This window comes from Streptomyces sp. NPDC046931 (genome assembly GCF_040644655.1).
Classification (GTDB): domain Bacteria; phylum Actinomycetota; class Actinomycetes; order Streptomycetales; family Streptomycetaceae; genus Streptomyces.
Genome location: NZ_JBEYWX010000006.1, coordinates 142,141 through 167,858, shown reverse-complemented (window position 1 = coordinate 167,858; position 25,718 = coordinate 142,141). Strand labels below are relative to the sequence as shown.

Genomic DNA, 25,718 nt, shown 5'->3' with positions numbered 1-25,718 from the left:
GGAAGTTCCATCATGAACTCCACCCCCCAGGTTGAGACCGCCGAGATCTCGGACACCGAGCTGGACGCCGTTTCCGGTGGCCTTCAGCTGAACGCCGTGGGCTCCGCCACCGGCCTGGTGGACGGCGTCGCCCCGGTTTCCGGCCTGGTCGGCACGGCTGTCGGCACCGTCGAGGGTGTCACCGGCCTGAACACCGCCCCGGTCACCCAGCTGGTCGCCGGCCTCTGATCGCGCCCTTGTGCCGTTGAGTCCCGGAACCGGCTCCCGGTTCCGGGACTCTCGGATGCCGTCATTCTCTCCGGACAGGTGAGGGAAAGTTCCGTGCAGTTCCGCCAACAGGCCCTCGCCAAACTCCAGTCGCCCGAAGAGCTGGACCTCCCGGTGCGCTTCGCGCGTCCCCAGGGCTGGCTCGTACTCACCGTGACGGTGGCCGCCATGGCCGCCGCGTCCGCGTGGGCCGTCACCGGCTCGGTGGCCTCCACGGTCAGCGCGCCCGCCATCCTCACGCACGGGGAGGGCAGTTACATCCTCCAGAGCCCCGTCGCCGGACAGGTCACCGCGGTCCTCGCCAAGGAGGGCGAACGGCTGCCCGCGGACGCGCCTGTGGTGAAGGTGCGAACGAGCGGGGGCGACGCGGTGGTCCGCACGGTCGCCGCGGGCCGTATCACCGCGCTCGCCGCCACCATCGGCCAGATCATCCGGACCGGGGCGAACGTCGCCTCGGTGGAGAAGGTCGCGCACGCCTCCGACCCGCTGTATGCGACGGTGTACGTGCCCGCCCAGAACGCCGCCTCCATCCCCGCGAACGCCTCCGTGGACCTCACCGTGCAGTCGGTGCCGTCCCAGCGGTACGGCGTGCTGCGCGGTCATGTGAAGTCCGTGGACCGGGCGCCCCAGTCGGCGCAGCAGATCGCCGCGTTCCTGGGCGACGGCCAGCTGGGCGAGCAGTTCACCGGGAAGGGCCGCCCGGTGGCCGTCCTCGTACGGCTCGACAAGTCCTCCGGCACGAGAAGCGGTTACCGGTGGTCGTCCGCGGACGGTCCTCCGTTCGCCCTCACCTCCATGACCCTGGCCACCGGTTCGATCCACATGGCCGATCAGCGTCCCGTCGATTGGCTTCTGCCGTGACCGCTCCCCCGGACACCCTGCCCCCGGTACGGGGGAGGCGCCGCGCCGCTCCGCCGAAGCGCACCGTACCCAAGGGCAGGACGAAGACCGTCCGCACCCCCACCGTGCTCCAGATGGAGGCCGTGGAGTGCGGCGCGGCCTCCCTGGCCATGGTGCTCGGCCACTACGGCCGGCACATCCCCCTCGAGGAGCTGCGGATCGCCTGCGGTGTCTCCCGCGACGGCTCGCGCGCCAGCAACCTCCTCAAGGCGGCCCGCAGTTACGGCCTGACGGCCAAGGGCATGCAGATGGACACGGCCGCGCTCGCCGAGGTGAAGGCACCCGCGATCCTCTTCTGGGAGTTCAACCACTACGTCGTCTACGACGGCATGGGGCGCCGCTTCGGCCGCCGGGGCGTGTATGTCAACGACCCCGGCAAGGGCCGCCGTTTCGTGCCGATGGAGGACTTCGACACCAGCTTCACCGGGGTCGTCCTGGTGATGGAGCCGGGCGAGGGCTTCACCAAGGGCGGCCGCAAGCCGGGCGTCCTCGGCGCCATGCCCGCCCGGCTGCGCGGCACCTCGGGCACCATGCCCGCCGCGATCCTCGCGAGCCTCCTGCTGGTGGCGGTGGGCGCCGCGCTGCCCGCGCTCAGCCGGACGTACATCGACATGTTCCTCATCGGCGGGCAGACCTCGCTGCTGGGCGTGCTCTTCGTGTCGATGGCCGCCTGTGTGCTGCTCACGATCGTGCTGACCTGGTTGCAGCAGGCGAATCTGCTGCGCGGCCGGATCATCTCCTCGACGCTCTCCAGCGCCCGCTTCCTGCGCCATCTGCTGCGCCTGCCGGTGACGTTCTTCGCCCAGCGCAGCCCGGCCGACCTGGTGCAGCGCCTCCAGTCCAACGACGCGGTCGCCGAGACCCTGGCCCGCGATCTGGCGGCGGCGGGCGTGGACGCGATCGTCGTCGTGCTCTACGCGGTGCTGCTCTACACCTACGATCCGCAGCTGACGTTCGTCGGCATCGGCGTCGCGCTGCTCAACGTGGTGGCCATGCGGGTGGTGGTACGGCTGCGGGCGACGCGCACCGCGAAGCTGCGCGCGGACAGCGCCCGGCTCACCAACACCGCCTACACCGGGCTTCAGCTGATCGAGACGATGAAGGCGACCGGCGGCGAGGACGGCTACTTCCGCAAGTGGGCCGGGCAGCACGCCACCACGCTGGAGGAACAGCAGCGGCTCGGGGTGCCGAGCGCCTGGCTGGGGGTGGTCGCGCCGACGCTCGCCACGCTCAACAGCGCGCTGATCCTGTGGATCGGCGGTCTGCGGGCGGTCGAGGGACATGTCTCGATCGGTCTGCTGGTCGCTTTCCAGGCGCTGGTGACGCGGTTCACGGCGCCCATCACCCGGCTCAACGGGGTCGCGGGACGTATCCAGGACTTCGCGGCGGACGTGGCACGTCTGAAGGACGTGGAGAACTTCGAGGCCGACCCGCTCTACGGCCGCTCCGGACGGGGCGAGTCGACGCGCCGCCTGCACGGCCATGTCGAACTGGAGCACATCACCTTCGGATACAGCCCGCTGGACAAGCCGCTGCTGAGCGGCTTCAGCCTGGCGGTCGGCCCGGGTCAGCAGGTGGCGCTGGTCGGCGGTTCGGGCAGCGGCAAGTCGACCGTGTCCCGGCTGATCTCGGGCCTGTACGCCCCGTGGGAGGGCGAGATCCGCATCGACGGGCGGCGTCTTCAGGACATTCCGCGCGGGGCACTCGCCGCCTCTGTCTCCTTCGTCGACCAGGACGTCTTCCTCTTCGAGGGCACGGTCCGCGACAACGTGGCGCTGTGGGACCCGTCGATCCCGGACGACGCGGTGGTCACGGCGCTGCGGGACGCCGCCCTGTACGACGTGGTGATGCGCCGCCCGGGGGGCATCCACAGCCGGGTCGAGCAGGACGGGCGGAACTTCTCCGGCGGCCAGCGTCAACGCCTCGAGATCGCACGGGCGCTGGTGCGCGATCCCAGCATCCTGGTCCTCGACGAGGTCACCAGTGCCCTGGACGCGGAGACGGAACAGACCGTGATCGACAACCTGCGCAAGCGCGGCTGCGCCTGCGTGGTGATCGCGCACCGGCTCAGCACGGTGCGCGACAGCGACGAGATCGTGGTGCTCCAGCACGGAACGATCGTGGAACGCGGGCGGCACGACGCCCTGGTGGCGGCCGGCGGGGCGTACGCCGAGCTGGTCAGGGAGCGATGAGATGACGGCGGTTCAGGAGGGCGACCTCGTCCTCGGCGCGCTGGGTGGGATGGGGTCCCCGGTCGACTGCTCGGGCCTGGGCCGGCTCGACCTGGAAGGCCCGCAGGTGCTGTGGCTGGTCGCGTCCGGCGCGCTGGACCTGTTCGCGGTGGACGCCGCCGTTCAGGGCCACTGGCACCATCTGGGCCGTCTCGAGGCGGGTTCGCTGCTGCTCGGCCCGGTCGCGGGCCCCCAGCACACCCTGGTCGCCCGGCCGGTGCGCGACTGCGCGGTGCGCCGCATCCAGCTCCGCGAGCTGTACCAGCAGGCCGACACCCAGACCTGGTCGTACGACGCATACGGCAACCCGCAGTACGTACCGCCGACGACGAGCCCGCTGGAGTACGCCCTCGCCCTGGGCGTCGGCCGGGCCCTGTCGATCCTCTTCCAGGCGCCGATGGCCGGCGAACGGGCCGCAGACATCACGGACGACGACGTGTTCTGGATGCAGGTGCCGCCGGGCAGCGTCCAGTACGGCTCCCTGTACGGGGCGGAGGCCGCGGCCGATCTGCTGATGGACCCGGCGGTCTGGCAGGGCATGGTCGACCAGCAGTACCGCCTGCTCGCCACCCTCGACCGGTGGATCGAGCAGGTGGAGCGCAGCCACGAGACCCGGACCGCGGCCGGCATCAAGGCGGGCGAGGCGGTCCGCGCCCAGGCCGACCGCACACTGCTCGCCTCGATCGGCAGACCGTCGGCCCGGCGCACGACGGCGGCCGAGGCCGACGCCACGTACGCGGCCTGCCGGCTGGTGGCGCGCGAGGCCGGGATCACACTCGCCGACCCCGGGCAGAGCGGCACCGAGAGCGACCGCCTCGATCCGGTCGAGCGGATCGCGGTCGCCTCCCGGGTCCGCGCCCGGGCCGTACGGCTGGAGGGGCGCTGGTGGCGCGACGACGTCGGCCCGCTGGTGGGCCATCGGGCCCTGTCGGGCGCGCCGGTCGCGCTGCTGTGGCGGCGCGGCGGCTATGTCGCCGTGCAGCCGTCGTCGGGTCGCGAGACGCCCGTCGAGAAGGCGAACGCGGCGGAGTTCGAGCCGCGGGCCGTGATGTTCTACCGCCCGCTTCCGGAGCGGCGACTGGGCCTGCTGCGGCTGCTGCGCTTCAGCATGCGCGGCACCCGGGGCGATCTGCTGGGCCTTCTGCTGAGCGGTCTTGTCACCGTCGCCATCGGCGCGCTGGTGCCCGTCGCCACCGGCAAGGTGCTCGGCGAGTACGTGCCGAAGGCCCAGGAGGGGCTGATCGTGCAGGTCTGCCTCGCCGTGATGGTCACGGGTGTGGTGGCGGCGGCGTTCATGCTGCTGGAGAACCTGAGCATCCTGCGCCTGGAGGGACGGATCGAGGCGACGCTCCAGCCTGCGGTCTGGGACCGCCTGCTGAGGCTGCCGACGAAGTTCTTCGCGGAGCGCTCCACGGGTGAGCTGGCGAGTGCGGCGATGGGCATCAGCGCCATCCGCCGGCTGCTCGCCGGAGTCGGTCCGGTGGTCGCCCAGTCGGTGACGGTCGGGGCGATGAATCTGGGGCTGCTGCTGTGGTACAGCGTGCCCATGGCACTGGCGGCGATCGGCATGCTGGTCGTCATCGCCGCCGTCTTCCTGGGGCTCGGCCTGTGGCAGGTGCGCTGGCAGCGGCGGCTGGTGCGGCTCGGCAACAAGCTGAACAACCAGGCGTTCCAGACGCTGCGCGGTCTGCCCAAGCTGCGGGTCGCGGCTGCCGAGAACTACGCCTACGCCTCCTGGGCACGCGAGTTCGCGCGCAGCCGTGAGCTCCAGCAGAAGGTGGGCCGGATCAAGAACCTCACCACGGTGCTGGGCGCGGTGTATCTGCCGCTGTGCTCGCTGTTGCTGTTCATGCTGCTCGCGGGCCCGGCCCGGGGCTCCCTGTCGGCCGCGGACTTCCTCACCTTCAACACCGCGGTGACCATGCTGCTGACCTCGGTCACCCAGCTCACCGGCGCGTTCGTCTCGGTGGTCGCGGCGCTGCCGCTGTTCGAGGAGATCAAGCCGGTGCTGGATGCGGCCCCGGAGGTGCGTACGGCGAGTACCCGGCCGGGTGTGCTGTCCGGGGCGATCGAGGCGCGCCGGCTGTCGTTCCGCTACGCCGACGACGGTCCCCTGGTCCTCGACGACGTGTCCTTCGAGGTGCGACCGGGTGAGTTCGTGGCCATCGTGGGCCCGAGCGGCTGCGGCAAGTCGACGCTGCTGCGGCTGCTGATCGGCTTCGACAGGCCCGTCTCGGGCGGCGTGCTGTACGACGGCCAGGACCTCGCGGCGCTCGACCAGTCGGCGGTGCGCCGGCAGTGCGGGGTGGTGCTCCAGCACGCGCAGCCGTTCACCGGTTCGATCCTGGACGTCATCTGCGGCACCGAGCCGTACACGCCGGAGGAGGCGATGGCGGCGGCCGAGATGGCGGGGCTGGCGGAGGACATCAAGCGGATGCCCATGGGTCTGCACACCATCGTCCAGGGCAGCGGCGCGGTCTCCGGTGGACAGCGCCAGCGGCTGATGATCGCCCAGGCGCTGATCCGCCGCCCGCGCATCCTGTTCTTCGACGAGGCGACGAGTGCCCTGGACAACGAGACACAGCGGAAGGTCATCGAGTCCACCCGTGCCCTGAACGCCACCCGGATCGTGATCGCCCACCGTCTGTCCACGGTGCTGGACGCGGACCGGGTCATCGTGATGGAGGACGGGAAGGTCGCCCAGCAGGGCCCGCCGGCGCAGCTCCTCGCGGACACGAACGGGCGGCTGCACGAGCTGGTGCGGCGTCAGCTGGCGTGAGCGGTCAGGCGCCGGCACCGGGGACGGGCGCGCCCGAGGGGACGCCGGCCCGGACGTAGCCCTCGTAGTACTCCTTCCAGGAGGTGCCGACCCCGGCATGTGGTCCCTCGTGGCCTTCGCCCCGGGCCCGGGCGTCCAGGGCCGAGAGGCAGACCTCCCAGCCCGCGCCGTTGCGGGCGGCGGCGTCCCGCTCCCCGAGGACGTTGGTGAGGGTGAACCGTGTGCGTCCGCCGTCCAGTTCCTCCAGGTCGAAGTGCAGTTCGTCGCCGCCCCACAGGAACGACAGGTGCCGGGGCGCGTCGACGGCCAGTACCGTGCCGGTCGAATCGGGCATGTGGGGGTCCCCGCTGAAGCGGACGGTGCCGCCGGGACGCAGCTCGAACTCGGCGCGGGAGGGGAACCACCGGGCGAGTTCGTCGGCGTCGGTGACGAACCGCCAGACGCGGTCGGCCGGGTGGTCGTAGACGCGGCTGAAGCGGACGGCGGAACGGCCGTCGTCGAGGGTGAGGTATGTGCCGGTGAGGTCGGCGGTCATGGCGGATCAGTCCTTCGCGGAGGTTCGTCGGGGTCGTCCGAGGTCTCGTCGAGGCGCCGTCCGAGCGCGTCGAGGCTGCTGTTCCACAGCCTGCGGTAGGGGTCGAGCCAGGCGTCGAGCGCGGCGATGGGGGACGGGTCGAGCGCGTACACGCGGCGCTGCGCGTCCTGTCGTACGCGGACCAGGCCCGCGTCGCGCAGCACCTTCAGGTGCTTCGACGTGCTCGGCTGGCTGAGCCCGCACGCCTCGACGATCTCACCGACGGGCCGCGGCCGCTCCAGGAGCAGCGCGACGATGGCCCGCCGGTGGGGGTCGGCGAGGGCGGTCCACAAGGAGGCTTCGGACACGGCCCTAATATGCCCTTGCAGTTATATTCCCGTCAAGGAATACGCGGTCGGCCCCTCGCTCGTCCGCGGTACCGGGCGACGAGGGCGGCGAGCCGTGCCTGCTGGGCGATCTCGTTGCCCGGGACGGCGGGCCGGTAGACGACGAGCGCCCGGTTCCGTTTGCCGAGCCGCAACGCCCCGGGAGCCGGGACGGCCTCGCCGTCGTACGCGCAGGTGTCGGTGCCCCTGAGGTTCTCGATCCGCACCTCGGGCACCCGCTCGGCGGCATACACCCGGGAGCGTGCGAGCGCCCCGGCCAGCGCCGAGAGGACCACCCGGGTGCGGGCCAGCCGGTGGTTCCCGTCGATCAGCCGCAGATCGAGCAGCCCGTCGTCGAGCCGCGGACGGAAGGCGGGCACGAAGCCGTCGGGCACATAACGGCCGTTGCCGGCGAAGAGCAGCCAGAGCCTGCGGGGACGCCCGTCGAGGCGCAGCTCGGCGGGCGTCGCGGTGCGCAGCACCCGGATGAGCGCCACGGTCGCCGCGGGCCACTTGCCGAGCCGGGGCTCCAGTCGCTCGCGCAGCCGGACCAGTTCGGGATAGAGACCGATGCCGAAGGTGTTCAGGAATTCCATCGGCACCGTGGCCGCGTCCGTACCCGCGTCCGCAGCCCGGTCCACGAGGGGTGCGGCGATCCCGACGTCCACGGCGACCGCCTCACCGCGCACGACCGCGGCCGCCGTGTCCTCCACGTGCGGAACACCCACGTCGAGGGCGAAGTGATTGAGGGTGCCGCCGGGGAACACCGCGAGGGCCAGACCGTGGCGGGTGGCGGCCCGGGCCACCGCGTTGACGGTGCCGTCGCCCCCGTGGACGCCCAGTGCGCCACCGAGTGCGAGGGCGCGACGGACCGCCCGGTCGAGCAGGGCCCCGAAGTCGCCGTCCGGTCCGCACTCCACGAGTTCCGCCCGCGGCAGGAGCTCCGTCAGGAGGGCGGCGAACGGCAGCGGGCCGGCCGGGGGCCCGGCGCCGGTGTTCACGAAGACGACGAGCCCGTCGCCGCCGGGCAGGGCGGGTGCCGCGACGGGCGGCCGCTCGCGCTGCGGGTTCACCTGGCGCGGCGGCCACCAGTGGCAGGTCAGCACCGCGGCGCCGATGCCGATCATGGTTCCGGCCAGGACGTCCCCCGGGTAGTGCACGCCCACGTAGACCCGCGAGAAGGCGACCGCTGCGGCCACGGGCGCGATCAGCGCGCCGTAGCCGGTGGATTCGAGGGCGACCCCGGTGGCGAAGGCCGCGGCCGACGCGGAGTGGCCGGAGGGGAAAGACGTGGTGCGCGGCTGCCGGAGGAGGTGCCGGATGGGCGGGACGGGGTCCAGCAGCGGTCTCGGACGCCGGGCCGTCCATTTGACGACGGTGTTCACGGTGAGCGAGGCGAGGGCGAGCGAACCGGCTCCGCGCAGGGCGGCGCGCCGGGCGGCGGGGCCGCCGAGCGCCGATAGCCCGGCCGCCGCCCCCAGCCACAGCCGTCCGTGATCGGCCGAGCGGCTCAGCCGGGTGAGCGCCGGATCGGCGCCGGGCAGACGGGCCGTGGCGACCCGGGTGAACAGCCGCTGGTCCAGCTCGCCGAGGAAGCGCATGCTCCACGGCTACCGGTATGCGCCGGCACCGGCATCCGGGACACACCCGACCGGCGTCCCACCTGCTCCGACCGATGGACACCGCGGGCCCACGGGCCCCGCCGTCCGGTCAGCCCAGCTTCGCCAGCAGTTCGGTGGCCAGCGGAGCGGAGGACGCGGGGTTCTGGCCGGTCACCAGGTTGCGGTCGACCACCACGTTCGGCGCCCAGGGCTCGCCCGTCTGCACCAGCACGCCGGCCTCGGTGAGACGGTCCTGGAGCAGCCACTTGGCCCGGTCGGCGAAACCGGACTGGGTCTCCTCGGCGTTGGTGAACGCCGCCACCCGGTACCCGGCGAACGCGTTGGAGCCGTCGGCCCGGGTGGCGGCCAGCAGTGCGGCCGGGCCGTGGCACACCACCGCCAGCGGCTTGCCCGAGTCGAGGGCGTGAGCGAGCAGGCGGCCGGAGTCGGCATCGACGGCGAGGTCCTCCATGGGACCGTGACCGCCGGGGTAGAACACGGCGGCGTACTCGTCGAGGTCGACGTCCGCCAGCGGGAGTGGGTGGCTGAACTCGGCGGCCGAGGTGAGGACCTCCCGGATCCGGTCGGCGTTCTCCTGGCCGCCGTTGAGCTCGGGCGTCAGGCTGCTCTCGTCCACGGTCGGGACGACACCGCCGGGGGTGGCCACGACGATCTCGTGGCCCGCGGCCCTGAACGCCTCGTAGGGGGCGACGGCCTCCTCGGCCCAGAAACCGGAGGGGTGCTTGGTGCCGTCGGCCAGCGTCCAGTGGTCGGCGCCGGTCAGCACGAAAAGGATCTTCGACATGGATTGTCTCCGAGGGTGCGGTCATGGGGGCCGGCATCCCGGACGGGGATCGTCCGATGCGCCGGCTTCCTCGACCGTAGGGCGCCGGGCGATAGGATTCCAATGATCGATGCAATGCCTGGTATTGGAAATCGAATGACTCAGGAAGCCTCGCGCCCCGCGGCCCCGCAGCCACAGCCCGATCTGAACCTGCTGCGCACCTTTGTGGCGGTGTACCGCTCCGGCTCGTTCACCGGTGCGGCCCAGTTGCTCGGGCTGTCGCAGCCGACGGTGACCACGCAGATGCGCACCCTGGAACGGCAGACCGGTCGCGAGCTGTTCGAGCGGCGGCCACGAGGCGTGTCACCGACGCCCGTCGCCGACGAGCTGGCCGCGAGGATCGCCGGCCCCCTGGACGCGCTGCTGACCGCCGCCGGGCCGGAGGGGGCGCCGGGCGGCCGGGCGGGCCCGGTGCATCTCGCCGGCCCCTCCGAACTCCTGTGCACCTCCGTGCTGCCCGCCCTGGCTCCGCTGGTGGCGGAGGGCGTCCGGTTGCGGGTGACGACGGGGCTGACCGACACGCTGCTGGAGGAGCTGCGCGCGGGCCGGCACGACCTGGTGTGCGCCACGACCCGCCCCCGGGGCCGGACCCTGACCTCCGTGCCGCTGGGCGACGAGGAGTTCGTGCTGGTCGCGGCGGGTCACTGGGCGGAGCGTGTCCGGCGGCGGCTGGCCGCCGAGGGGCCCGCCGCCCTGAACGAGGTGCCCCTGGTGTCGTACGCCGAGGACCTCCCCATCACCCGGCGCTACTGGCGTCATGTGTTCGGCACCCGGCTGACGCGAGCAGCCGCCCTGACGGTGCCCGACCTGCGCGGGGTCCTCTCGGCGGTCGTCGCGGGTGCGGGCTTCGGCGTCCTGCCGCGATACCTCTGTCTGGGCGAACTCGCCGCCGGAACCGTCGTCCTGCTGCACGAGCCCGACGACCCGCCGATCAACACGGGCTTCCTCGTCCAGCGTCCCGGTCCCTCGGAGAACCCCGACGTCGACCGGGTCCGCGACCAACTGCTGCGCGCCGCACGCTCCTGGTAGCCACCCGGCACACGGCACCCGGCACCCGGAAGGCACGGGGGAAGGGCCCGCTCCGGTATGGCCTTCCTCCGTCTTCCGCGTTGCCCCCCGCTGTGCTTGCCTGGGGAGCCCTTTCGGCGGTCGGGGCGGGAGTTGCGGCATGCGGAAGCCGTGGATCGTGGGAACGCTGGTGGCCGCTCTGCTGCTCGGCGGGTGCGGAGATCCGTCGTCCGGGCCCCAGCCGGCACCGCCCGCCCCCGCGGCCCCCGCGACGGCTCACCAGCGGGCGGCGGCCACCCCGGACCCCGCCCCCACGCGGACCCCCTCGGTGCTCTATCTCGGGGACTCGATCGCCATGGAGAACCAGAAGGTCCTGGGGCAGCAGCTCAGGAGCACGGTGCACGCGACGTACACGAGCGCGCCGTACTCGGGAACCACCCTGTGCGACTACCTGGAGGGCGGCCGGGAGCGGTCGCTGGTGCCGCCCGCGGACAAGGCGGCCGCGCTGGTACGCGCCGTCCATCCGGATTTCGTGGTGCTCCAGTTCTGGGGCAACTCCTGGGGCTACACACCCTGTATGGACGGGATCACCTACGACTCGGCGCGCTCCGGGTACTTCGCGCGCTACGCCGCGGACGCGGCCAGGCTTACGGAGCAGATCGCCGCGGCGGGCGGCACCCGGCGGCCCAGGATCGTCTGGGTGCTGCAAGGACCCGATCCGGTCACGCCCGACCGGGTCCGGCGCGTCAACGAGACGTACCTCAGGCAGGCACGCGCCTCGGGCGACCTCGTCTCCGACGCCGGCGGGAGGGTCAGTCCGTCCTCGGGCCGCTACACCTGGACGCGCTACCTTCCGTGCACCGCCTACGAGCACGAGCACCCGGTGTACTGCACCGAGCCGGCCCGCGGCCGCACGGCCCTGCATCGCGGCGACGACGCGCTGCACTTCTGTCTGGCCCCGACGACCTCGGCACCGAGGCCATGCCCCGTCCGCTCGCCGGGCGTACTGCGGATCACACGCGAGATTGCGCGGACCATCGCCGCGCACCGCATCTGACGGCTCCGGGCCCACGGGGCCGCTCCGTCGTGGAGCAGCCCCGCCGCCCGTGGCGGCTACCCGCCCGCGTACGCCTTCTCCAGGGCCGCGATGTCCAGCTTGGACATCGTCATCATCACCTGGGTGGTGCGCGCCGCCTTCTCCGGATCCGGGTCGCTGATCAGCTCGATCAGCCGGGCCGGTACGACCTGCCAGGACAGGCCGTACCGGTCCTTGAGCCAGCCGCACGGGCCGGGTTCGCCGCCGCCCTCGGTGAGCCGGTTCCAGTAGTGGTCCACCTCGTCCTGGTCGTCGCAGAAGATCTGGAAGGAGATGGCCTCGCTGAACGTGAACTGGGGGCCGCCGTTCAGGGCGACGAACTTCTGGCCGTTGGCCACGAACTCGACGGCCATGACGGAACCGGCCGGTCCGGGGCCGGCGTCGGTGTAGCGGCCCACACGGCCGAGCCGCGAGTTCTTGAAGACGGACACGTAGAAATCGGCCGCCTCCTCGGCCTGGCCGTCGAACCACAGACATGTGGTGAATCCGTCGGTGGGCATGGGCTACCTCCTCGGGCGGGAACGTCGTCACCCTGTAGACCGGCCCTCGGCGCCGAACTCATCGGTGGCGCGGAACCGATTTACAGGGTGGCAGCCGTCGCGGCCGGGTCCTACGATCCGCGCTCATGAGCGCCTTTCCGGATGCAGCGTCCCTCCAGCCGTTCCGCCTCGACATCGCGCAGAGCGATCTCGACGACCTGTACGAGCGCCTCGACCGGACCCGCTGGCCCGACGCGCTGCCGGACGTGGGCTGGGCGTACGGGGTTCCCCTCGACTATCTTCGCGAGCTCGTACGGTACTGGCGACACGACTACGACTGGCGCGCCGCCGAGGCGCGGCTGAACGAGTGGCCGCAGTTCACCACCACGATCGACGGGGCGAACGTCCACTTCGCCCATGTCCGCTCCCCCGAACCCGGTGCCACCCCGCTGGTCATCACCCATGGGTGGCCGGGGTCCGTGGTCGAGTTCCTCGACGTGGTGGGGCCGCTGACCGACCCGGCCGCGCACGGCGGCGACCCGGCCGACGCGTTCCACGTCGTGGTGCCGAGCGTCCCCGGATTCGGACTGTCCGGGCCCACCCGGGACCGGGGCTGGGAGGCGGGGCGGGTCGCCGACGCCTGGGCCGAGCTGATGCGGCGGCTCGGATACGAGCGGTTCGGAGCACAGGGCGGCGACTGGGGCGCGGCGATCTCCCGCGAGCTGGGCCGCGCCCACCCCGACCGGGTGATCGGCGTACACCTCAATCTGCTGCCGGGAGCGCAGCAGCTCACCGAGCCGACCGACGAAGAACTCGCCGCACTCGGCCCCGAGGAGCGGGAGCGTACCCTCACCTCCTGGCGCCGCTGGGAGGCGTGGCAGCGCGAGGGCGCGGGGTACGCGATCCTGCACTCGACCCGCCCGGGGACCCTCGCCTACGCGCTCACGGACTCGCCCGTCGGCCAACTGGCCTGGATCGTCGAGAAGTTCCGCGAGTGGACGGACTCCGAGGAACTGCCGGAGGAAGCCGTGGACCGCGACCGGCTGCTCACCGACGTGATGCTGTACTGGCTCACCGGGACCGCCGGTTCGTCCGCCCGGATCTACTACGAGCGGGCCCACCCCTCGGGCCGGGCGGCCGCCCCCTCGGAGCCGTCGACGGTGCCCACCGCGCTCGCCGTGTTCCCGGCCGAGATCCAGGTCCCGCTGCGGCACAGGGCGGAGCGCACCGAGAACATCGTGCGCTGGACGGAGTTCGGCCGGGGCGGGCACTTCGCGGCGATGGAGGAGCCGGACCTGCTGGTGGACGACGTCCGGGCCTTCTTCCGGCAGCTGCGCGAGAAGGGCTGAGCCCGGACTCCGCCTTCGGCGAATCTGCCACGGGCAGAGAAACGGCCTCCCCCCGTCGCCCGGGGCCGACAGTGGAGTCGACGGCGTCCATGCCACGACAAGGAGACGAGATGACTCCACTGACCACGCTCTCGCCACGGGCGCAGGAGGGCGACACCCCGCCCAGCCGGTTCGACGACCACCTCGCCGCACAACTGCTCGCCCAGCGCATCGTCTTCCTGGGCACGCAGGTCGACGAGGTGTCGGCCAACCGGGTGTGCGCCCAGCTGCTCCTGCTGTCGGCTGAGGATCCGCGCACCGACATCAGCCTGTACATCAACAGCCCCGGCGGGTCGGTCACCGCCGGGCTCGCCATCTACGACACCATGCGGCTCGTCCCCAACGACGTGTCGACCCTGGCGATGGGCTTCGCCGCCAGCATGGGCCAGTTCCTGCTCACCGTGGGAACACCGGGCAAGCGGTTCGCCCTGCCGAACGCGCGGATCATGATGCACCAGCCGTCGGCGGGCATCGGCGGCACGACGGCGGACATCGAGATCCAGGCGGAGAACCTGGAGTACACCAAGCAGGCCATCGAGCGGATCACCGCCGAGCACACCGGGCAGAGCGAGGAGACCATCGCACGGGACGGCGACCGCGACCGCTGGTTCACGGCCGAGCAGGCTCGCGAGTACGGAATGGTGGACCGGGTCGTGGAGTCGCTCGCCGACGTCCGCCCGGCCGCCTCGCGCCGACGGATGGGGTTGTGACATGGGGTCGTACACGGTTCCTTACGTCGTGGAGCGGACCGCGCAGGGCGAGCGGTCGTACGACGTCTTCAGCCGGCTGCTCTCCGAGCGGATCGTCTTCCTGGGCACCGAGATCGATGACGGCGTCGCCAACGTCGTCATCGCGCAGCTCCTCCACCTGGAGTCCGCGCACCCGGAGCAGGAGATCGCCGTCTACCTCAACTCGCCGGGCGGTTCGTTCACCTCGCTGATGGCGATCTACGACACGATGACGTTCGTGCGCTCCCCCATCTCCACCTTCTGTGTCGGGCAGGCCGCCTCGACGGCGGCGGTGCTGCTGGCCGGCGGCGACCCCGGCCGGCGGTTCGTGCTCGAGCACTCCCGGGTGCTGCTCGGCCAGCCGGCGGCCGGCGGGCAGCAGGGAACGGTCTCGGATCTGAGCCTCAAGGCCAAGGAGATGGTCCGCATCCGCTCCCAGGTGGAGGAGGTGCTCTCCCGGCACACGCACCACGATGTGGCGACCCTGCGGGCCGACATGGACCGGGACAGGGTGTTCACGGCGCAGGAGGCCGTCGCGTACGGACTCGCCGACGAAGTGCTCAGCCGACGGGTCCCGTTCGGGTGACGGGTGGGCCGGGAGCCGGACGTCGGCGAGGCGGTCAGGCGACGAGGCACAGACCGTCGTGCCGCGCCGTCGGCGACGTACGGCCCCGGCCGGACCGGCTTCGGGCCTGCCGTGCCAGCTCGTCCCGGGCAAGGGAGAGCAGGTCGGTGAGGCCGAGCCCGAGGGCCCGGGCCGCGGCCGCGAGGACCTCGGAGGACGCCTCCTTCCGGCCGCGCTCCACCTCCGACAGGTACGGCATCGAGATGCGGGCCGCCTCCGCGACGTCCTTGAGCGTGCGCTCCTGGGCGAGCCGCTCGCGCCGCAGTATGTCCCCGACGAGGTCGCGCCACAGAGGCTCCTTCGGAAGGGCCGTCCGCGGCCTGGGTCCCGGCTGCTGCGGAGTACGGGGCACTCCGCCGGTGCCGGGCACTCCGCCGGTGCCGGACGGTCCGCCGATGCCGGGCGCTCCGTCGATGCCGGGCGCTCCGTCGATGCGGGGCGGCGCGCCGCGCGGGGGGAGGGGGATGATGCGGGCGTCGTTCGGCGCATGAGGGCTCACCCCCTCAGCCTAGGGACACGAGGCGACGCGGGAAGGGGGCGGCATTCCGCCCTCGGTGAACCCCTGCCGTCGGGTACGGCGCAGGGCCTCCGCTGCCTCCCCCGGGTGGCCGCCGCGTGACCGACGCCACGCCGTATGGGTGAAAACACTTACATGACATGCCAACACCGGGGTATACGCGGTCACACGACGTATGGACGACGCCCGAGAGACCGAAGAGTGAGTTTCGTGGAAGAGGTAGAGGTCATGGACACCGCCATGAGCTGGTCGACGGTCACCGACGAAAGTGTCCGTACCAGGACTGGTGAGGGCCCCCTGCCGACCGTCACGGATCCGCAGACGGTGGCTCCTCGTGACGCGCGGGAACTGTCCCGGCAGTTCTTCCGGCGGCTGAGCACGCTGGAAGAGGGCACGCACGCGTACCAGTACGCGCGCAACACCCTCATCGAGATGAACATGTCGCTGGTGCGGTTCGCGGCCGGACGGTTCCGGGGCCGCGGCGACGACATGGAGGACGTCGTCCAGGTCGGCATGATCGGCCTCATCAAGGCCATCGACCGGTTCGAGATCTCGCGGGAGGTCGAGTTCACCTCCTTCGCGGTGCCCTACATCGTCGGTGAGATCAAGCGGTTCTTCCGCGACACCACATGGGCCGTCCATGTGCCGCGCCGCCTCCAGGAGTTGCGTGTGGAGCTGGCGAAGGCACGCGAGGAGCTCTCCACCCGCCTGGACCGGGAGCCGACGGTCGCCGAGCTGGCCGCGCTGATGAACCTTTCCGAGGACGAGGTGAGGGAGGCGCAGATCGCGGCCAACGGCTACAACTCGTCGTCCCTCGACGCCACGCTGACCGGAGACGACCAGGACGGGGAGGCGGCGCTCGCCGACTTCATCGGCGAGGAGGACGAGGGCATGCGCCTCGTCGAGGACTTCCACACCCTCGCTCCCCTCGTGGCGGGGCTCAGCGAACGCGACCGTACGCTCCTTCATCTGCGCTTCGTCGAGGAGGCCACCCAGGCCGACATCGGTGAGCGTCTGGGCTGCTCACAGATGCATGTCTCACGCCTCATCAAGCGCCTCATCGGACGGTTGCGCAGCGGCATGCTGGACGATGTCGACCGGGTCGACGCCACCTGAGAGCCAAGAGTTCGGCGCCCAGACCTGTGAACTCGGAGGCCTGTGAGCTCGGAGACCTGTGAACTCGGAGATCTTTTAGAGCTCGGAGCGGCGGGCCTGACTGACGCGGAGCCTCAGCCCGCCAGTTGCACGACGGCCCGCACGCACTTGCCGACCGGCACCAGTTCGGCCGTGACCTGGGTCGAGAGCGCATGGACGATCTCCAGGCCGTGCTGTCCGACACGGCCCGGGTCCTTCGGATAACGCCGGGGCAGCGCCGCACTGCTGTCGTAGACGGCGACCGTCACGGCGGTGTCGGTGCCCTCCAGCTCCAGGATGTACGGGCCGTGGCTGTGCCGCTGCGCGTTGGTGACCAGTTCGCTCACCACCAGGAGCACATCCCCGGCGGCGCGCTGGTCGACCGAGGCACACCACTCGGACCTGAGCTGCTCGACGAACAGCTCCCCGAAGGCCCTGGCCTCGGCGATGGACCCCGGCTCCCCGGTGTAGTGAGCCGCCCGCCGCAGCGGCTCAACGGGCATGTCGAAGTGAGTAGGTATTACTACTCCGTCCATGTGCTCCATCATGCGGTTCTCTCTCGGAATGCCCGGATTCGTACGGCGCGGCGCTCCCGTCGAAGGGGCACCGCACCAGTGCTCGTACCCAGCGATTCGGTCTCCAGTCACCCCCGCGACCGGTTCACCGGGCACGGTGACGGAATGCGGGGAGGCCGTCACAGCAGCGGCATCTTCGGGTGGGTCCGGGGCATCCGCATGGTACGGCGCCCGGTCGACGGCGGCCGGGGCCGGGGTACCGGAGGTGGACCGTGAGCTGGTGGGTGTGGCCGGTCCTCGTGGTGGTGGCGGTGGCGCTGCTGTCCGGACTGTTCCTGTGGGTGCAGGCGCACCGGCGGGCGGGCACGGTGATCGCGGTCCAGCGGGGTGACCGGCCCGGAAGGCGGGGTGGGCGATGAACGAACTGACGGGGGCGCGCGACCTGTCCGGGCGCCCGGTGGTGACGCTGGGTGGCGACGCGATCGCCCAGGTGCGGGACACGGTCTTCGACGGCCCGGCCGGCCGGATCACGGGCTTCACGCTCAGCGGCCGCGGTCTGCTCGCGGGCCCGCTGCGCAAGAGCCTGCCGTGGAGCGCGGTTCACGCGCTGGGCCGGCATGCGGTGATGATCCGGGGTCGGGACGTGCTCGCCGAGCCGTCCGCGGTGGTGGCGCGCAAGGAGGCGGCGCACGGGCAGGTGCTCGGCGCCAGGGTGCTGACGGACGCGGGCACGGAGATCGGTGTGGTGCTGGACGTGGTGGTCGAGGGCGGCACCAGCGGACGGGTGGCCGGCTTCCGGATCGACGCGCGGGCGTCGCTGGTCGCGGGGTCGCGCAGGCGTCGGCGGAAGGTGTTCGTGCCGCGCGGCGAGACGCTGGCCGTGTCCGGGCGGGCGCTGGTCGTCCCGGCGGACGCGGTCCGGTTCGTCGCCGACGACCTCGCCGGCTTCGCGGCCCGGGTGGAGGCGTACCGGGCGCGGGGCGGCGCCACCCCGGACGGCGTCGAGAGGGGGCCTCTGCCGTGATGACGTTCTCCGAGGCGCGGGGACTGCCGGTGGTGACCCTGGGCGAGGCGCGGGAGATCGGTGCGCTGACCTCGCTCGCACTGGACGCCGCGGCCGGCCGGATCACCCATCTGCGGGTGGCGGGACCGCGCGGCCGCAAGGAGACGGCCGTCGCCTGGAAGGCCCTGCACGCGGTCGGTCCCGACGCCGTTCTCGTGGAGTCGGACGTCCCACCGGACCCCGGCCCGTCCGGTCCCCGTCACCAGGTCCTGGGCCGCCGGGTGCTTTCCGAGGAGGGCGACGAGCGCGGAACGGTCCAGGACCTCGTCTTCGACCCGTCCACCGGCCGGATCGAGACAGTGGTCACCACTCTGGGTGAGGTCGCGGGCGACCGCCTGCTCGGGCTCGGGGACCACGCGCTCGTGGTACGGGCCGACTGAACCCGGCCACGGAAGGACCGGCCGGCGCCCGACGGCCCGGCGGGCGGGTGTACTGCGGGTCCGCGCCCGACGGCGCGCGACGGCCCGGACATGCCGGGGGCGGGAAGCACCCTTCTGCGACACCTGCCGCGCCTCCCTCGTGATCCGGTCACAGCGCGCGCCTCAGTCCGACGGCCTACCGGCGCGCGGCGGGTCACAGGCCGTGAGCGGACGCGGTCGGACCCGGTCGGCGGGCGGGGCGCGGACGGGCTGCTTACCGTGGCAGCGTGAACGCTCCGCCCTCGACCCACCCGGCCACCGCCCGCACCCCCGGCGGCGCCCCGGTCACCCCGCACGGCTGGTTCCAGGCCGCCTTGACCGTGCTGGCCGGGCTCGTCGTCATGAGCGTGCTCTCCGCCCTCGGGCTCTGGGCGGCCGGCGGTACCGGCATCCCCGACAACGGCTTCCCCCGGGTGGTCGTGGCCGTGGTCGTCGTCGCGATCGGCGGCAGCGTGAGGCTGGCGGGGGATGCGGGCCCGCTCGCCGGTACCCGCGGAGGGCTCACGGTGATGCCGCTGTCGGTGACCCTCGCGGGGGCGCTGGTGATCGCCGCGGGCTTCCTGCGCCCGCTGCGGCAGCGGGCCGTCACCGGGACGCCCCAACTGGCGGGCTGGGCGGGCCGGATCGCCTTGCTCTGGCTGGGGGCACTGGTCGGTCTGGCGCTGGCGGCCCGCCAGACCTTCACGGTTCCGCTCGGCGGCGGAACGATCGGCGACATCGGGCAGCTGTTCGGTATCTCCCCCAGGATCGGCTACACGACGGACGTGCCGCAGACCGTGCTCTTCGGACTCCTGTGGCTTGCGGGCGTGTTGTTCCTCGCCCTGCTGGTCTCACGCGGGGCTCCGCTCCCGCCCCGGATACTGCGCTGTCAGGAGTCCGTGCGTCCCGCCGCGTACGCCGTGCTGGCTCTGCTCCTGGCGTACGTCGCCCTGGGCGCCCTCATCGCTCTGGTGGTGGCGGCGACGCGCGGGCACCCCGCGGAGACGATCGCGGTGATCCTGCTGGGGATGCCCAACCTGGTGTGGCCGCTGCTCACCATCGGTCTGGGCGCCACCTGGCACGGGCGGGTGGACGGGCCGTTCGCGCTGCCCATGCCGCACGTGCTCGACGAGGTGCTGCGTACGCCGGACGTCTCGACGCTCGATCTCGGCACGCTCACCGAGCACGACGGCCGGGTGTGGTGGCTCGTGGTCGTGGACGCCCTGCTGCTCCTCGCCGCCGCGTTCGTGATGGCGAGGCGCTCACCGCCGCGGACACCGCTGTGGCGGCATGCGTCGCACCTGGCCGTCGCGCTGGTGTCGGCGATGCTGATGATCTGCCTGGTGTGCCGGATCCAGGCGCACTACGGGCTGTCGCTCCTCGGTGTCGGCGACCTGGACGGTGGGCTGTCCGGTGTGCTGTTTCTGACGCCGCAGTGGTGGACGGCGCTGGGCCTGGCCGCCCTGTGCGGTCTTGCGGCCGGTCTTGCCGGCGGCTGGGCGGCCGGGAGGGTGCCCTGGCGGGGTGAGGTCTCCGGGCCGGTACCGGGCCGGATGGCCGGTCCGTCGGCGGACACCGCTTCCGCCGGTTCCGGCGGTGCCGAGGACCGCTGAGGCCGGGAAGCGGCGGTCAGGCCGCCGGGGTGGAGAGCGCGGGGACGAAGCGCTGCATCCGCAGGGCGTCGACGGATTCGGCGAGCAGTTCGTACTCGGTGGTGTCGTCGCTGACGGCGACGCGAACCAGCCGTCCTGCGGCCAACTCGTCGGCGACCCGCTCCTGCCTACGGGTGTCACCGCACCAGGCACGCAGGACGCTCGGCACGTCGGGGACCGTGTCGGCGACGGGGGCGACGGAGTTCGGCGGGAAGAGCGGGTTGTCCGGATGCGGGTCGAGCCGTTCGGCGATCCAGGAGGCGCGATCCCGCATCCACCACAGCGCGAGGGCGAGCGTGGGCGCGCGGTAGGTGCCTAAGGGCACGCCGACACGCTGACCGCCGCAGATGCCGTATGCCGTGACATGGCACAGGAATTCGTCGTGCACGATCGTCCCCCAGTGCGGTACTCGGTGCCGGGCCGGCCCGTGGTGCCTTGCATGCGCTCCACTGTGCACGTGGGCGACCCGGACGCGGCGCAGCGTGCGCACGGGGATGTGGTCCGAACCACCCTGTCACTCGAGTATCGCCACTCCTGACGCTCTGTCACCATGCTATTTCGGCCAGTGTCCTGGCATATGCGCGGCCGCCGTTGACCGAAACGCAGCGCCTCGGCTTGCCGCGTGTCGGCGGCCTCGTCGCCGTACCGCGCCCACGGCTCCCTTACCCGAGAGGTAATCGACGCCCGCCGGGCATCCGGGCATGGTTGCGGTGTCGGCTTCCCGACGGGGCACGGCGCCCCGGGGCCGACGTCCTGCCAGCGCAGACGACCTCGATGGAGGCTGAACCGCCATGTCCGCAGACACCCACCGCCACGAGTCCGCCGTCGCCCGTTACCTCGAGGCGTGGAACTCCCGTGACCCCCAGGCGCTGACCAAGGCGGTCGCCGCCGCCTGGACCCCGGACGGCAGCTACACCGATCCGCTGGCCGACGTCAGCGGGCACGAGCAGATCGCGGCCGTGATCGCGGCAGCGCACGCCCAGTTCCCGGGGTTCTCCTTCCGGCTCTCGGGCACGGTCGACGGGCACCACGACATCGCACGCTTCGGCTGGGAACTGGTCGGCGACACGGACGGCTCGGCGCCCGTGGCCGGCTTCGACGTGATCGTCCTGACCGACGACGGACGCATCCGCAGCGTCCACGGGTTCCTGGACCGCGTCCCGGCCTAGGAGATGGGGCCGGGCCAGCTCGGGGGCTGCTCCTCGTCGTCCCCCGGGCCGCCCGGCGACGCGCCGCCGGACTCGCCGGGCGCCGACGCGGCGTGCTTCCTCTTTTCGGCCGGCGTCTTGGGACTCAGGGCCAGCCCGTCCTCGACGACGTCGACGAGGACCGTGTCGCCCGGGTCGAGCGTGCCGTCGAGCAGCATGTTCGACAGCCGGTTGTCGAGTTCCGACTGGATGGTGCGGCGCAGCGGCCGGGCCCCGAACTCCGGCTGATAGCCGCGGTCGGCGAGCCACTCCTTGGCCGCGTCGGTGACCTCCAGCCGGACTCCCTGTGCGTGCAGTCGACGCCGGGTGCCCTCTAGGAGCAGGTCGACGATCCGCACCAGGTCCTGGCGGCCCAGCGAGTGGAAAATGATCACATCGTCGATCCGGTTGAGGAACTCGGGGCGGAAGTGGGCGTGCAGCTCCGCCATCAGATCGTCTCTGATCTCCTCGACGTCTCCCGTGTGGTCGAGGATGTGCTTGGAGGCGATGTTGCTGGTCATGATGAAGACGGTGTTGCGGAAGTCGACCGTGCGCCCTTGGGCGTCGGTCAGCCGTCCGTCGTCCAGGACCTGGAGCAGCAGGTTGAAGATGTCCGGGTGGGCCTTCTCCACCTCGTCGAACAGCACGACGCTGTAGGGCTTGCGGCGCACCGCCTCGGTGAGCTGACCGGCCTCCTCGTACCCGACGTAGCCGGGCGGGGATCCGACGAGGCGGGAGACGGTGTGCTTCTCCTGGAACTCGCTCATGTCGAAGCGGACCATGCGGTCGGGGTCGCCGAAGAGCAGTTCCGCGAGCGCCTTGGCGAGTTCCGTCTTGCCGACGCCGGTGGGACCGAGGAAGAGGAAGCTGCCCGTGGGCCGGTCGGGGTCGCCCATGCCGGCCCGGCCGCGCCGCACGGCCTGGGCCACGGCGGTGACCGCCTGGTCCTGGCCGATGACGCGCTGGTGCAGCAGCTCCTCGAGCTTCATGAGCCGCTCACGCTCGGTCTCGGTCAGCTGGGAGACCGGGACACCGGTGCGCGCGGAGAGCACCTCGGCGATGTCGTCGACGGTGACGGCAGGGGTCGCCGGTACCCCGCCCTCGCCGATCTGGGAGAGCTGCCGCTCCAACTCGGTCATCTGCCGCTTTGCCTCACCCGCACGCTCGAAGTCCTCGGCATTGACCGCCTCGTCCTTCTCCCGGCGCAGCCGGTCCAGACGCTCCTCCATCGCGGAGACCTCGGTGGGTCCGCCCGTGATCCGCAGTGCGACCCGGGCCCCGGCCTGGTCCATGAGGTCGATGGCCTTGTCGGGCAGGAAGCGGTCACTGATGTAGCGGTCGGAGAGGGAGGCGGCGGCGTCCAGCGCCTCGTCCATGTAGCGGACCTGGTGGTGGGCCTCGTACGAGTCGCGCAGCCCACGCAGGATCTCGATGGTGTCCTCGACGGTGGGCTCGGGCACCATGACCGGCTGGAAGCGGCGTTCGAGCGCCGCGTCCTTCTCGATGTGCTTGCGGTACTCGTCGAGGGTGGTCGCGCCGACGACGCTGAGGTCGCCTCGCGCGAGCGCGGGCTTGAGGATGTTGCCGGCGTCCATGGAGCCCTCGCCGGTCGCGCCCGCGCCGACGACCTGGTGCAGTTCGTCGATGAAGAGAATGATCCCCTTCTTGGCACCGGTGACCTCGTCGATGACCTTCTTCAGCCGTTCCTCGAACTGACCCCGGTACTGGGACCCGGCGACGAGCCCGGCCATGTCGAGGGCCACCACGCGGCGGTCCTTCAGCACCCTGGGCACCTCTCCGGCGACGATGCGCTGCGCAAGTCCCTCGACGATCGCGGTCTTGCCGACGCCCGGATCACCGATGAGCACGGGGTTGTTCTTGGTACGGCGGGCGAGGACCTCGACGACCTGCTCGATCTCGACGGCCCGGCCGACCACCGGGTCGAGGCGGCCGCCGCGCGCCTCGTCGGTGAGGTCGCGCCCGTACTCGTCGAGCGTCGGCGTGTCCGTGTGTGCGCTCGCGGCGCGCCCCTCCTTGGCGGCGCCGCTCAGCACAGTGGGCGAGGCGCCCTCGGTCCTGAGGGTCCGGGGCAGCGGGGAGCGCGGATCGTCGAGGAGCGCGGTGAGGATGTGCTCCGAGCCGATGTACGAGGCGCCGGCCGCCTGGGACCGGGCATGGGCCGTGAGCAGGGCGCGCTTGGCCGCCGGAGTGAGGGCGGGCTCCCCCTCGCCGGTCCCGGAGGGCATCGACGGCTGGAGATCGGCGGCGATCCGGTCCGGGTCGGCGCCGGCCTGCTCCAGGATCTGCCGTGCGGCCGGGACCTGAGTGGCGGCCCACAGAAGATGGACGGCGTCGAGGTCGGCGCCGTCCTGCGCCGCCCGCTCGCCGGCGGCGGACAGCAGTTCGTGCGCGGAGTCGCTGAGTAGACGTCCGATGGGGACGCGCTGCACGGCGGGCGGGGAGGTCGCCGGGCTCATGCCGAAGAAGCGGTCGAACAGATCGGAGAAGGGGTCACCGGACCCGAAGGGCGAGATGCTCACGATTGACCACCCGTCCGGCGGCGACACACGACCGCGTCGCACGCCGAGTCGATTTGCCCGTACTCGCCCCAGTCTTCGCCACGTCACGTCGCACGACAACCCAGGCATTTCCTGGAAAACCGGGTGGTTCAGGGACGCTTGAGGAGAATAGCCTCGGGTACTCGGATCGCTTTCCGCACCTCGCCTCGCGCCCGCCCCGATCGACGTCTTCGCCGGAAGGTTCCTGGCCTCCGGCCGTCCGCTGGACATCCTGGTGAACAGCGCCGGCAACATGGCGCCCCCGCCGGCCCGGGGCGCGGGTGGTCCCGGTGTCCCCCCGGGGCTTCCGCTTCTCCCCCGTCGTCTTCGAGGACCTCTACTTCGACCACCGGCCCTACGACCCCTTCGCCGCCTACGGCCAGTCGAAGACCGCGAACGCCCTGTTCGCGGTGGACCGGGACCGGCGCGGCCGCGCGGAGGGTGTGCGGGCCTTCGCCGTACATCCGGGCACGATCGTCGACACGGGGCTCGCCAAGCATGTCTGGCGACGACGCTCTGCGGGCGGCCGGAGCCCTGGACGACGAGGGCCGCGCGGTAGTGCACCCCGCCCGGCAGCTGAAGACCGTCGCGCGGGGGGGGCGGCCACCAGCCTCCGGTGCGCGACCAGCCCCCGGCTCGACGGCCTGGGCGGGGTCTACTGCGAGAACTGCGACATCAGCCCGCTGGTGGCCGGGGAGGACGAGGCCGCCCGGCGTGCCGGGGCGGCGACCGTCGGGTGCTCTCCTACGCGGTCGGCCCTGAGGCGGCCGCCCGCCTCAGGGAGGTCAGCGAGCGTCTCCTCGCCCGATCACCGCGTCGATCCGCGCCAGCTCGTCGGTGTCGAAGTCCAGGTTGCGGATCGCCGCGACGCTGTCCTCCAGCTGCCGCGGGCTGCTGGCCCCGACCAGGGCCGAGGTCACCCGGCCGCCGCGCAGCACCCAGGCCAGCGCCATCTGGGCCAGCGACTGGCCGCGGGACCCGGCGATGTCGTCGAGCGCGCGGAGCTGCTCCACCCGGTCCTCGGTGATCGCGTCGGTGCTGAGGAACGGGCTGTCGCTCGCGGCCCGGGAGCCCTCCGGGATGCTGTCGAGATAGCGGGCGGTCAGCAGGCCCTGCTCCAGCGGCGAGTACGCGATGGAGCCGATGCGCAGCTCGTCGAGCGTGTCCAGGAGCCCGTCCTCGGGACGGCGGTCGAGCATCGAGTAGCGCGGCTGGTGGATCAGCAGCGGCGTGCCCAGTTCGCGCAGGATGCGGGCGGCTTCCCGGGTCTGCTCCGGCGAGTAGTTGGAGACGCCGACGTAGAGCGCCTTGCCCTGCCGGACCGCCGAGTGCAGGGCGCCCATCGTCTCCTCGAGCGGGGTCTTCGGGTCGAAGCGGTGCGAGTAGAAGATGTCGACGTGGTCCAGGCCCAACCGCTTCAGGCTCTGGTCGAGCGAAGACAGCAGATACTTTCGCGAGCCCCATTCACCGTACGGCCCCGGCCACATCAGATAGCCGGCCTTCGTGGAGATGACCAGCTCGTCGCGGTAGGGGCCGAAGTCCGCCCGCAGGGCGTCGCCAAGGGCGGACTCGGCGGCTCCGGGCGGGGGCCCGTAGTTGTTCGCCAGGTCGAAGTGCGTGACGCCGAGGTCGAAGGCCCGGCGCAGGATCCCCCGTTGGGTCTCCACCGGGCGGTCCGGCCCGAAGTTGTGCCACAGGCCGAGCGACAGCGCGGGCAGCTTCAGGCCGCTGCGTCCGGTACGGCGATAGGGCATGGCCTCGTAGCGGGAGGGATCTGCCGTGTACAACGTGCACTCCAGAGGGGCGTTTACTGACGACGCCCTCCACTCTCGCCCGGCCGTCGTACAG

At 72.1% G+C, this 25,718-nt stretch carries 25 protein-coding genes; 15 read left to right on the top strand and 10 right to left on the bottom strand.

Annotated features, from left to right (window positions below; translation table 11 throughout):
* The first annotated feature begins 12 nt into the window (after positions 1-12).
* The 4 genes from ABZ876_RS14475 to ABZ876_RS14460 all read left to right on the top strand — a co-directional run bounded on the left by ABZ876_RS14475 (position 13) and on the right by ABZ876_RS14460 (position 6,177).
* Complete coding sequence (locus tag ABZ876_RS14475; protein ID WP_361779506.1) at positions 13-228, top strand: type A2 lantipeptide; 216 nt, start codon at positions 13-15, stop codon at positions 226-228.
* 93 nt (positions 229-321) lie between these two features.
* On the top strand, positions 322-1,128 hold the full coding sequence (locus ABZ876_RS14470) for an HlyD family efflux transporter periplasmic adaptor subunit (RefSeq protein WP_361779503.1): 807 nt from the start codon (positions 322-324) through the stop codon (positions 1,126-1,128).
* Between the two features lie 17 nt (positions 1,129-1,145).
* A complete protein-coding gene (locus tag ABZ876_RS14465; protein WP_361779949.1) occupies positions 1,146-3,359 on the top strand; it encodes an NHLP family bacteriocin export ABC transporter peptidase/permease/ATPase subunit in 2,214 nt (737 codons plus the stop codon).
* 1 nt (position 3,360) lies between these two features.
* The gene (locus ABZ876_RS14460; RefSeq protein ID WP_361779500.1) at positions 3,361-6,177 is read left to right on the top strand and encodes an NHLP bacteriocin export ABC transporter permease/ATPase subunit; all 2,817 of its coding nucleotides are present in this window, start codon (positions 3,361-3,363) and stop codon (positions 6,175-6,177) included.
* Between the two features lie 4 nt (positions 6,178-6,181).
* Here the strand turns inward: ABZ876_RS14460 and ABZ876_RS14455 are convergent, their stop codons facing one another.
* The 4 genes from ABZ876_RS14455 to ABZ876_RS14440 form a co-directional block, all read right to left on the bottom strand.
* Positions 6,182-6,712, bottom strand: a complete 531-nt coding sequence (locus tag ABZ876_RS14455) for an SRPBCC family protein (protein ID WP_361779497.1) — start codon at positions 6,710-6,712, stop codon at positions 6,182-6,184.
* On the bottom strand, positions 6,709-7,059 hold the full coding sequence (locus tag ABZ876_RS14450; protein WP_361779494.1) for a metalloregulator ArsR/SmtB family transcription factor: 351 nt from the start codon (positions 7,057-7,059) through the stop codon (positions 6,709-6,711). The genes ABZ876_RS14455 and ABZ876_RS14450 overlap by 4 nt, the downstream gene beginning before the upstream one ends.
* A gap of 32 nt (positions 7,060-7,091) precedes the next feature.
* Positions 7,092-8,678, bottom strand: a complete 1,587-nt coding sequence (locus ABZ876_RS14445) for a phosphatase PAP2 family protein (RefSeq protein ID WP_361779491.1) — start codon at positions 8,676-8,678, stop codon at positions 7,092-7,094.
* 109 nt (positions 8,679-8,787) lie between these two features.
* The gene (locus ABZ876_RS14440) at positions 8,788-9,483 is read right to left on the bottom strand and encodes a type 1 glutamine amidotransferase domain-containing protein (protein ID WP_361779488.1); all 696 of its coding nucleotides are present in this window, start codon (positions 9,481-9,483) and stop codon (positions 8,788-8,790) included.
* Positions 9,484-9,618: 135 nt separating this feature from the next.
* Between ABZ876_RS14440 and ABZ876_RS14435 the strand changes: the two genes are divergently transcribed.
* Together ABZ876_RS14435 and ABZ876_RS14430 are read left to right on the top strand one after the other, a co-directional pair.
* Entirely contained in the window at positions 9,619-10,551 is a 933-nt protein-coding gene (locus ABZ876_RS14435) for a LysR family transcriptional regulator (RefSeq protein ID WP_361779485.1), read from the top strand.
* 139 nt (positions 10,552-10,690) lie between these two features.
* Entirely contained in the window at positions 10,691-11,587 is an 897-nt protein-coding gene (locus ABZ876_RS14430) for an SGNH/GDSL hydrolase family protein (protein WP_361779482.1), read from the top strand.
* 56 nt (positions 11,588-11,643) lie between these two features.
* Here the strand turns inward: ABZ876_RS14430 and ABZ876_RS14425 are convergent, their stop codons facing one another.
* Complete coding sequence (locus ABZ876_RS14425) at positions 11,644-12,126, bottom strand: VOC family protein (RefSeq protein WP_361779479.1); 483 nt, start codon at positions 12,124-12,126, stop codon at positions 11,644-11,646.
* Between the two features lie 125 nt (positions 12,127-12,251).
* On the opposite strand from ABZ876_RS14425, the gene ABZ876_RS14420 reads away from it, so the two are divergent.
* From ABZ876_RS14420 to ABZ876_RS14410, 3 genes are all read left to right on the top strand, one after another.
* On the top strand, positions 12,252-13,454 hold the full coding sequence (locus tag ABZ876_RS14420; RefSeq protein WP_361779476.1) for an epoxide hydrolase family protein: 1,203 nt from the start codon (positions 12,252-12,254) through the stop codon (positions 13,452-13,454).
* A gap of 110 nt (positions 13,455-13,564) precedes the next feature.
* Positions 13,565-14,203 (top strand): ATP-dependent Clp protease proteolytic subunit, encoded by a 639-nt coding sequence (locus ABZ876_RS14415; protein ID WP_361779473.1) that lies wholly within the window; start codon positions 13,565-13,567, stop codon positions 14,201-14,203.
* 1 nt (position 14,204) lies between these two features.
* Positions 14,205-14,807 carry an ATP-dependent Clp protease proteolytic subunit gene (locus tag ABZ876_RS14410; RefSeq protein ID WP_361779470.1) on the top strand — a complete coding sequence of 201 codons (603 nt, stop codon included), beginning with the start codon at positions 14,205-14,207 and terminating at the stop codon, positions 14,805-14,807.
* 34 nt (positions 14,808-14,841) lie between these two features.
* Here the strand turns inward: ABZ876_RS14410 and ABZ876_RS14405 are convergent, their stop codons facing one another.
* Positions 14,842-15,345 (bottom strand): helix-turn-helix transcriptional regulator, encoded by a 504-nt coding sequence (locus ABZ876_RS14405; RefSeq protein WP_361779467.1) that lies wholly within the window; start codon positions 15,343-15,345, stop codon positions 14,842-14,844.
* A 246-nt stretch (positions 15,346-15,591) separates the two neighbouring features.
* Between ABZ876_RS14405 and ABZ876_RS14400 the strand changes: the two genes are divergently transcribed.
* A complete protein-coding gene (locus tag ABZ876_RS14400; protein ID WP_361779946.1) occupies positions 15,592-16,479 on the top strand; it encodes an RNA polymerase sigma factor SigF in 888 nt (295 codons plus the stop codon).
* A gap of 113 nt (positions 16,480-16,592) precedes the next feature.
* Here the strand turns inward: ABZ876_RS14400 and ABZ876_RS14395 are convergent, their stop codons facing one another.
* Positions 16,593-17,045 (bottom strand): ATP-binding protein, encoded by a 453-nt coding sequence (locus tag ABZ876_RS14395; protein WP_361779464.1) that lies wholly within the window; start codon positions 17,043-17,045, stop codon positions 16,593-16,595.
* A gap of 239 nt (positions 17,046-17,284) precedes the next feature.
* Here ABZ876_RS14395 and ABZ876_RS14390 point away from each other — a divergent pair, with 239 nt between their 5' ends.
* From ABZ876_RS14390 to ABZ876_RS14375, 4 genes are all read left to right on the top strand, one after another.
* The gene (locus ABZ876_RS14390) at positions 17,285-17,431 is read left to right on the top strand and encodes a hypothetical protein (RefSeq protein ID WP_361779461.1); all 147 of its coding nucleotides are present in this window, start codon (positions 17,285-17,287) and stop codon (positions 17,429-17,431) included.
* Positions 17,428-18,036: a PRC-barrel domain-containing protein gene (locus tag ABZ876_RS14385; protein ID WP_361779458.1), complete on the top strand. Its 609-nt coding sequence runs from the start codon at positions 17,428-17,430 to the stop codon at positions 18,034-18,036. The genes ABZ876_RS14390 and ABZ876_RS14385 overlap by 4 nt, the downstream gene beginning before the upstream one ends.
* Complete coding sequence (locus tag ABZ876_RS14380; protein ID WP_361779455.1) at positions 18,036-18,455, top strand: PRC-barrel domain-containing protein; 420 nt, start codon at positions 18,036-18,038, stop codon at positions 18,453-18,455. The genes ABZ876_RS14385 and ABZ876_RS14380 overlap by 1 nt, the downstream gene beginning before the upstream one ends.
* A gap of 266 nt (positions 18,456-18,721) precedes the next feature.
* The gene (locus ABZ876_RS14375; RefSeq protein WP_361779452.1) at positions 18,722-20,086 is read left to right on the top strand and encodes a streptophobe family protein; all 1,365 of its coding nucleotides are present in this window, start codon (positions 18,722-18,724) and stop codon (positions 20,084-20,086) included.
* 16 nt (positions 20,087-20,102) lie between these two features.
* Here ABZ876_RS14375 and ABZ876_RS14370 read toward each other — a convergent pair whose 3' ends face one another.
* Positions 20,103-20,513 carry a hypothetical protein gene (locus ABZ876_RS14370; RefSeq protein ID WP_361779449.1) on the bottom strand — a complete coding sequence of 137 codons (411 nt, stop codon included), beginning with the start codon at positions 20,511-20,513 and terminating at the stop codon, positions 20,103-20,105.
* A gap of 403 nt (positions 20,514-20,916) precedes the next feature.
* Between ABZ876_RS14370 and ABZ876_RS14365 the strand changes: the two genes are divergently transcribed.
* Entirely contained in the window at positions 20,917-21,294 is a 378-nt protein-coding gene (locus ABZ876_RS14365; protein ID WP_361779446.1) for a nuclear transport factor 2 family protein, read from the top strand.
* Here the strand turns inward: ABZ876_RS14365 and ABZ876_RS14360 are convergent.
* Positions 21,291-23,852 (bottom strand): ATP-dependent Clp protease ATP-binding subunit, encoded by a 2,562-nt coding sequence (locus ABZ876_RS14360; RefSeq protein ID WP_361779443.1) that lies wholly within the window; start codon positions 23,850-23,852, stop codon positions 21,291-21,293. The two genes, ABZ876_RS14365 and ABZ876_RS14360, sit on opposite strands and share 4 nt — an antisense overlap.
* A gap of 803 nt (positions 23,853-24,655) precedes the next feature.
* Positions 24,656-25,657 carry an L-glyceraldehyde 3-phosphate reductase gene (mgrA, locus tag ABZ876_RS14355; RefSeq protein WP_361779440.1) on the bottom strand — a complete coding sequence of 334 codons (1,002 nt, stop codon included), beginning with the start codon at positions 25,655-25,657 and terminating at the stop codon, positions 24,656-24,658.
* Between the last annotated feature and the right edge of the window lie 61 nt (positions 25,658-25,718).

What these genes read in the sequence shown, in the direction of transcription:
- ABZ876_RS14475 (WP_361779506.1), top strand. Translation starts at nt 13, where the DNA reads ATGAACTCCACCCCCCAGGTTGAGACCGCCGAGATCTCGGACACCGAG.
- ABZ876_RS14460 (WP_361779500.1), top strand. Translation starts at nt 3,361, where the DNA reads ATGACGGCGGTTCAGGAGGGCGACCTCGTCCTCGGCGCGCTGGGTGGG.
- ABZ876_RS14455 (WP_361779497.1), bottom strand. Translation starts at nt 6,712, where the DNA reads ATGACCGCCGACCTCACCGGCACATACCTCACCCTCGACGACGGCCGT.
- ABZ876_RS14445 (WP_361779491.1), bottom strand. Translation starts at nt 8,678, where the DNA reads ATGCGCTTCCTCGGCGAGCTGGACCAGCGGCTGTTCACCCGGGTCGCC.
- ABZ876_RS14440 (WP_361779488.1), bottom strand. Translation starts at nt 9,483, where the DNA reads ATGTCGAAGATCCTTTTCGTGCTGACCGGCGCCGACCACTGGACGCTG.
- ABZ876_RS14435 (WP_361779485.1), top strand. Translation starts at nt 9,619, where the DNA reads ATGACTCAGGAAGCCTCGCGCCCCGCGGCCCCGCAGCCACAGCCCGAT.
- ABZ876_RS14430 (WP_361779482.1), top strand. Translation starts at nt 10,691, where the DNA reads ATGCGGAAGCCGTGGATCGTGGGAACGCTGGTGGCCGCTCTGCTGCTC.
- ABZ876_RS14425 (WP_361779479.1), bottom strand. Translation starts at nt 12,126, where the DNA reads ATGCCCACCGACGGATTCACCACATGTCTGTGGTTCGACGGCCAGGCC.
- ABZ876_RS14420 (WP_361779476.1), top strand. Translation starts at nt 12,252, where the DNA reads ATGAGCGCCTTTCCGGATGCAGCGTCCCTCCAGCCGTTCCGCCTCGAC.
- ABZ876_RS14415 (WP_361779473.1), top strand. Translation starts at nt 13,565, where the DNA reads ATGACTCCACTGACCACGCTCTCGCCACGGGCGCAGGAGGGCGACACC.
- ABZ876_RS14410 (WP_361779470.1), top strand. Translation starts at nt 14,205, where the DNA reads ATGGGGTCGTACACGGTTCCTTACGTCGTGGAGCGGACCGCGCAGGGC.
- ABZ876_RS14400 (WP_361779946.1), top strand. Translation starts at nt 15,592, where the DNA reads ATGGACACCGCCATGAGCTGGTCGACGGTCACCGACGAAAGTGTCCGT.
- ABZ876_RS14395 (WP_361779464.1), bottom strand. Translation starts at nt 17,045, where the DNA reads ATGATGGAGCACATGGACGGAGTAGTAATACCTACTCACTTCGACATG.
- ABZ876_RS14385 (WP_361779458.1), top strand. Translation starts at nt 17,428, where the DNA reads ATGAACGAACTGACGGGGGCGCGCGACCTGTCCGGGCGCCCGGTGGTG.
- ABZ876_RS14380 (WP_361779455.1), top strand. Translation starts at nt 18,036, where the DNA reads ATGACGTTCTCCGAGGCGCGGGGACTGCCGGTGGTGACCCTGGGCGAG.
- ABZ876_RS14365 (WP_361779446.1), top strand. Translation starts at nt 20,917, where the DNA reads ATGTCCGCAGACACCCACCGCCACGAGTCCGCCGTCGCCCGTTACCTC.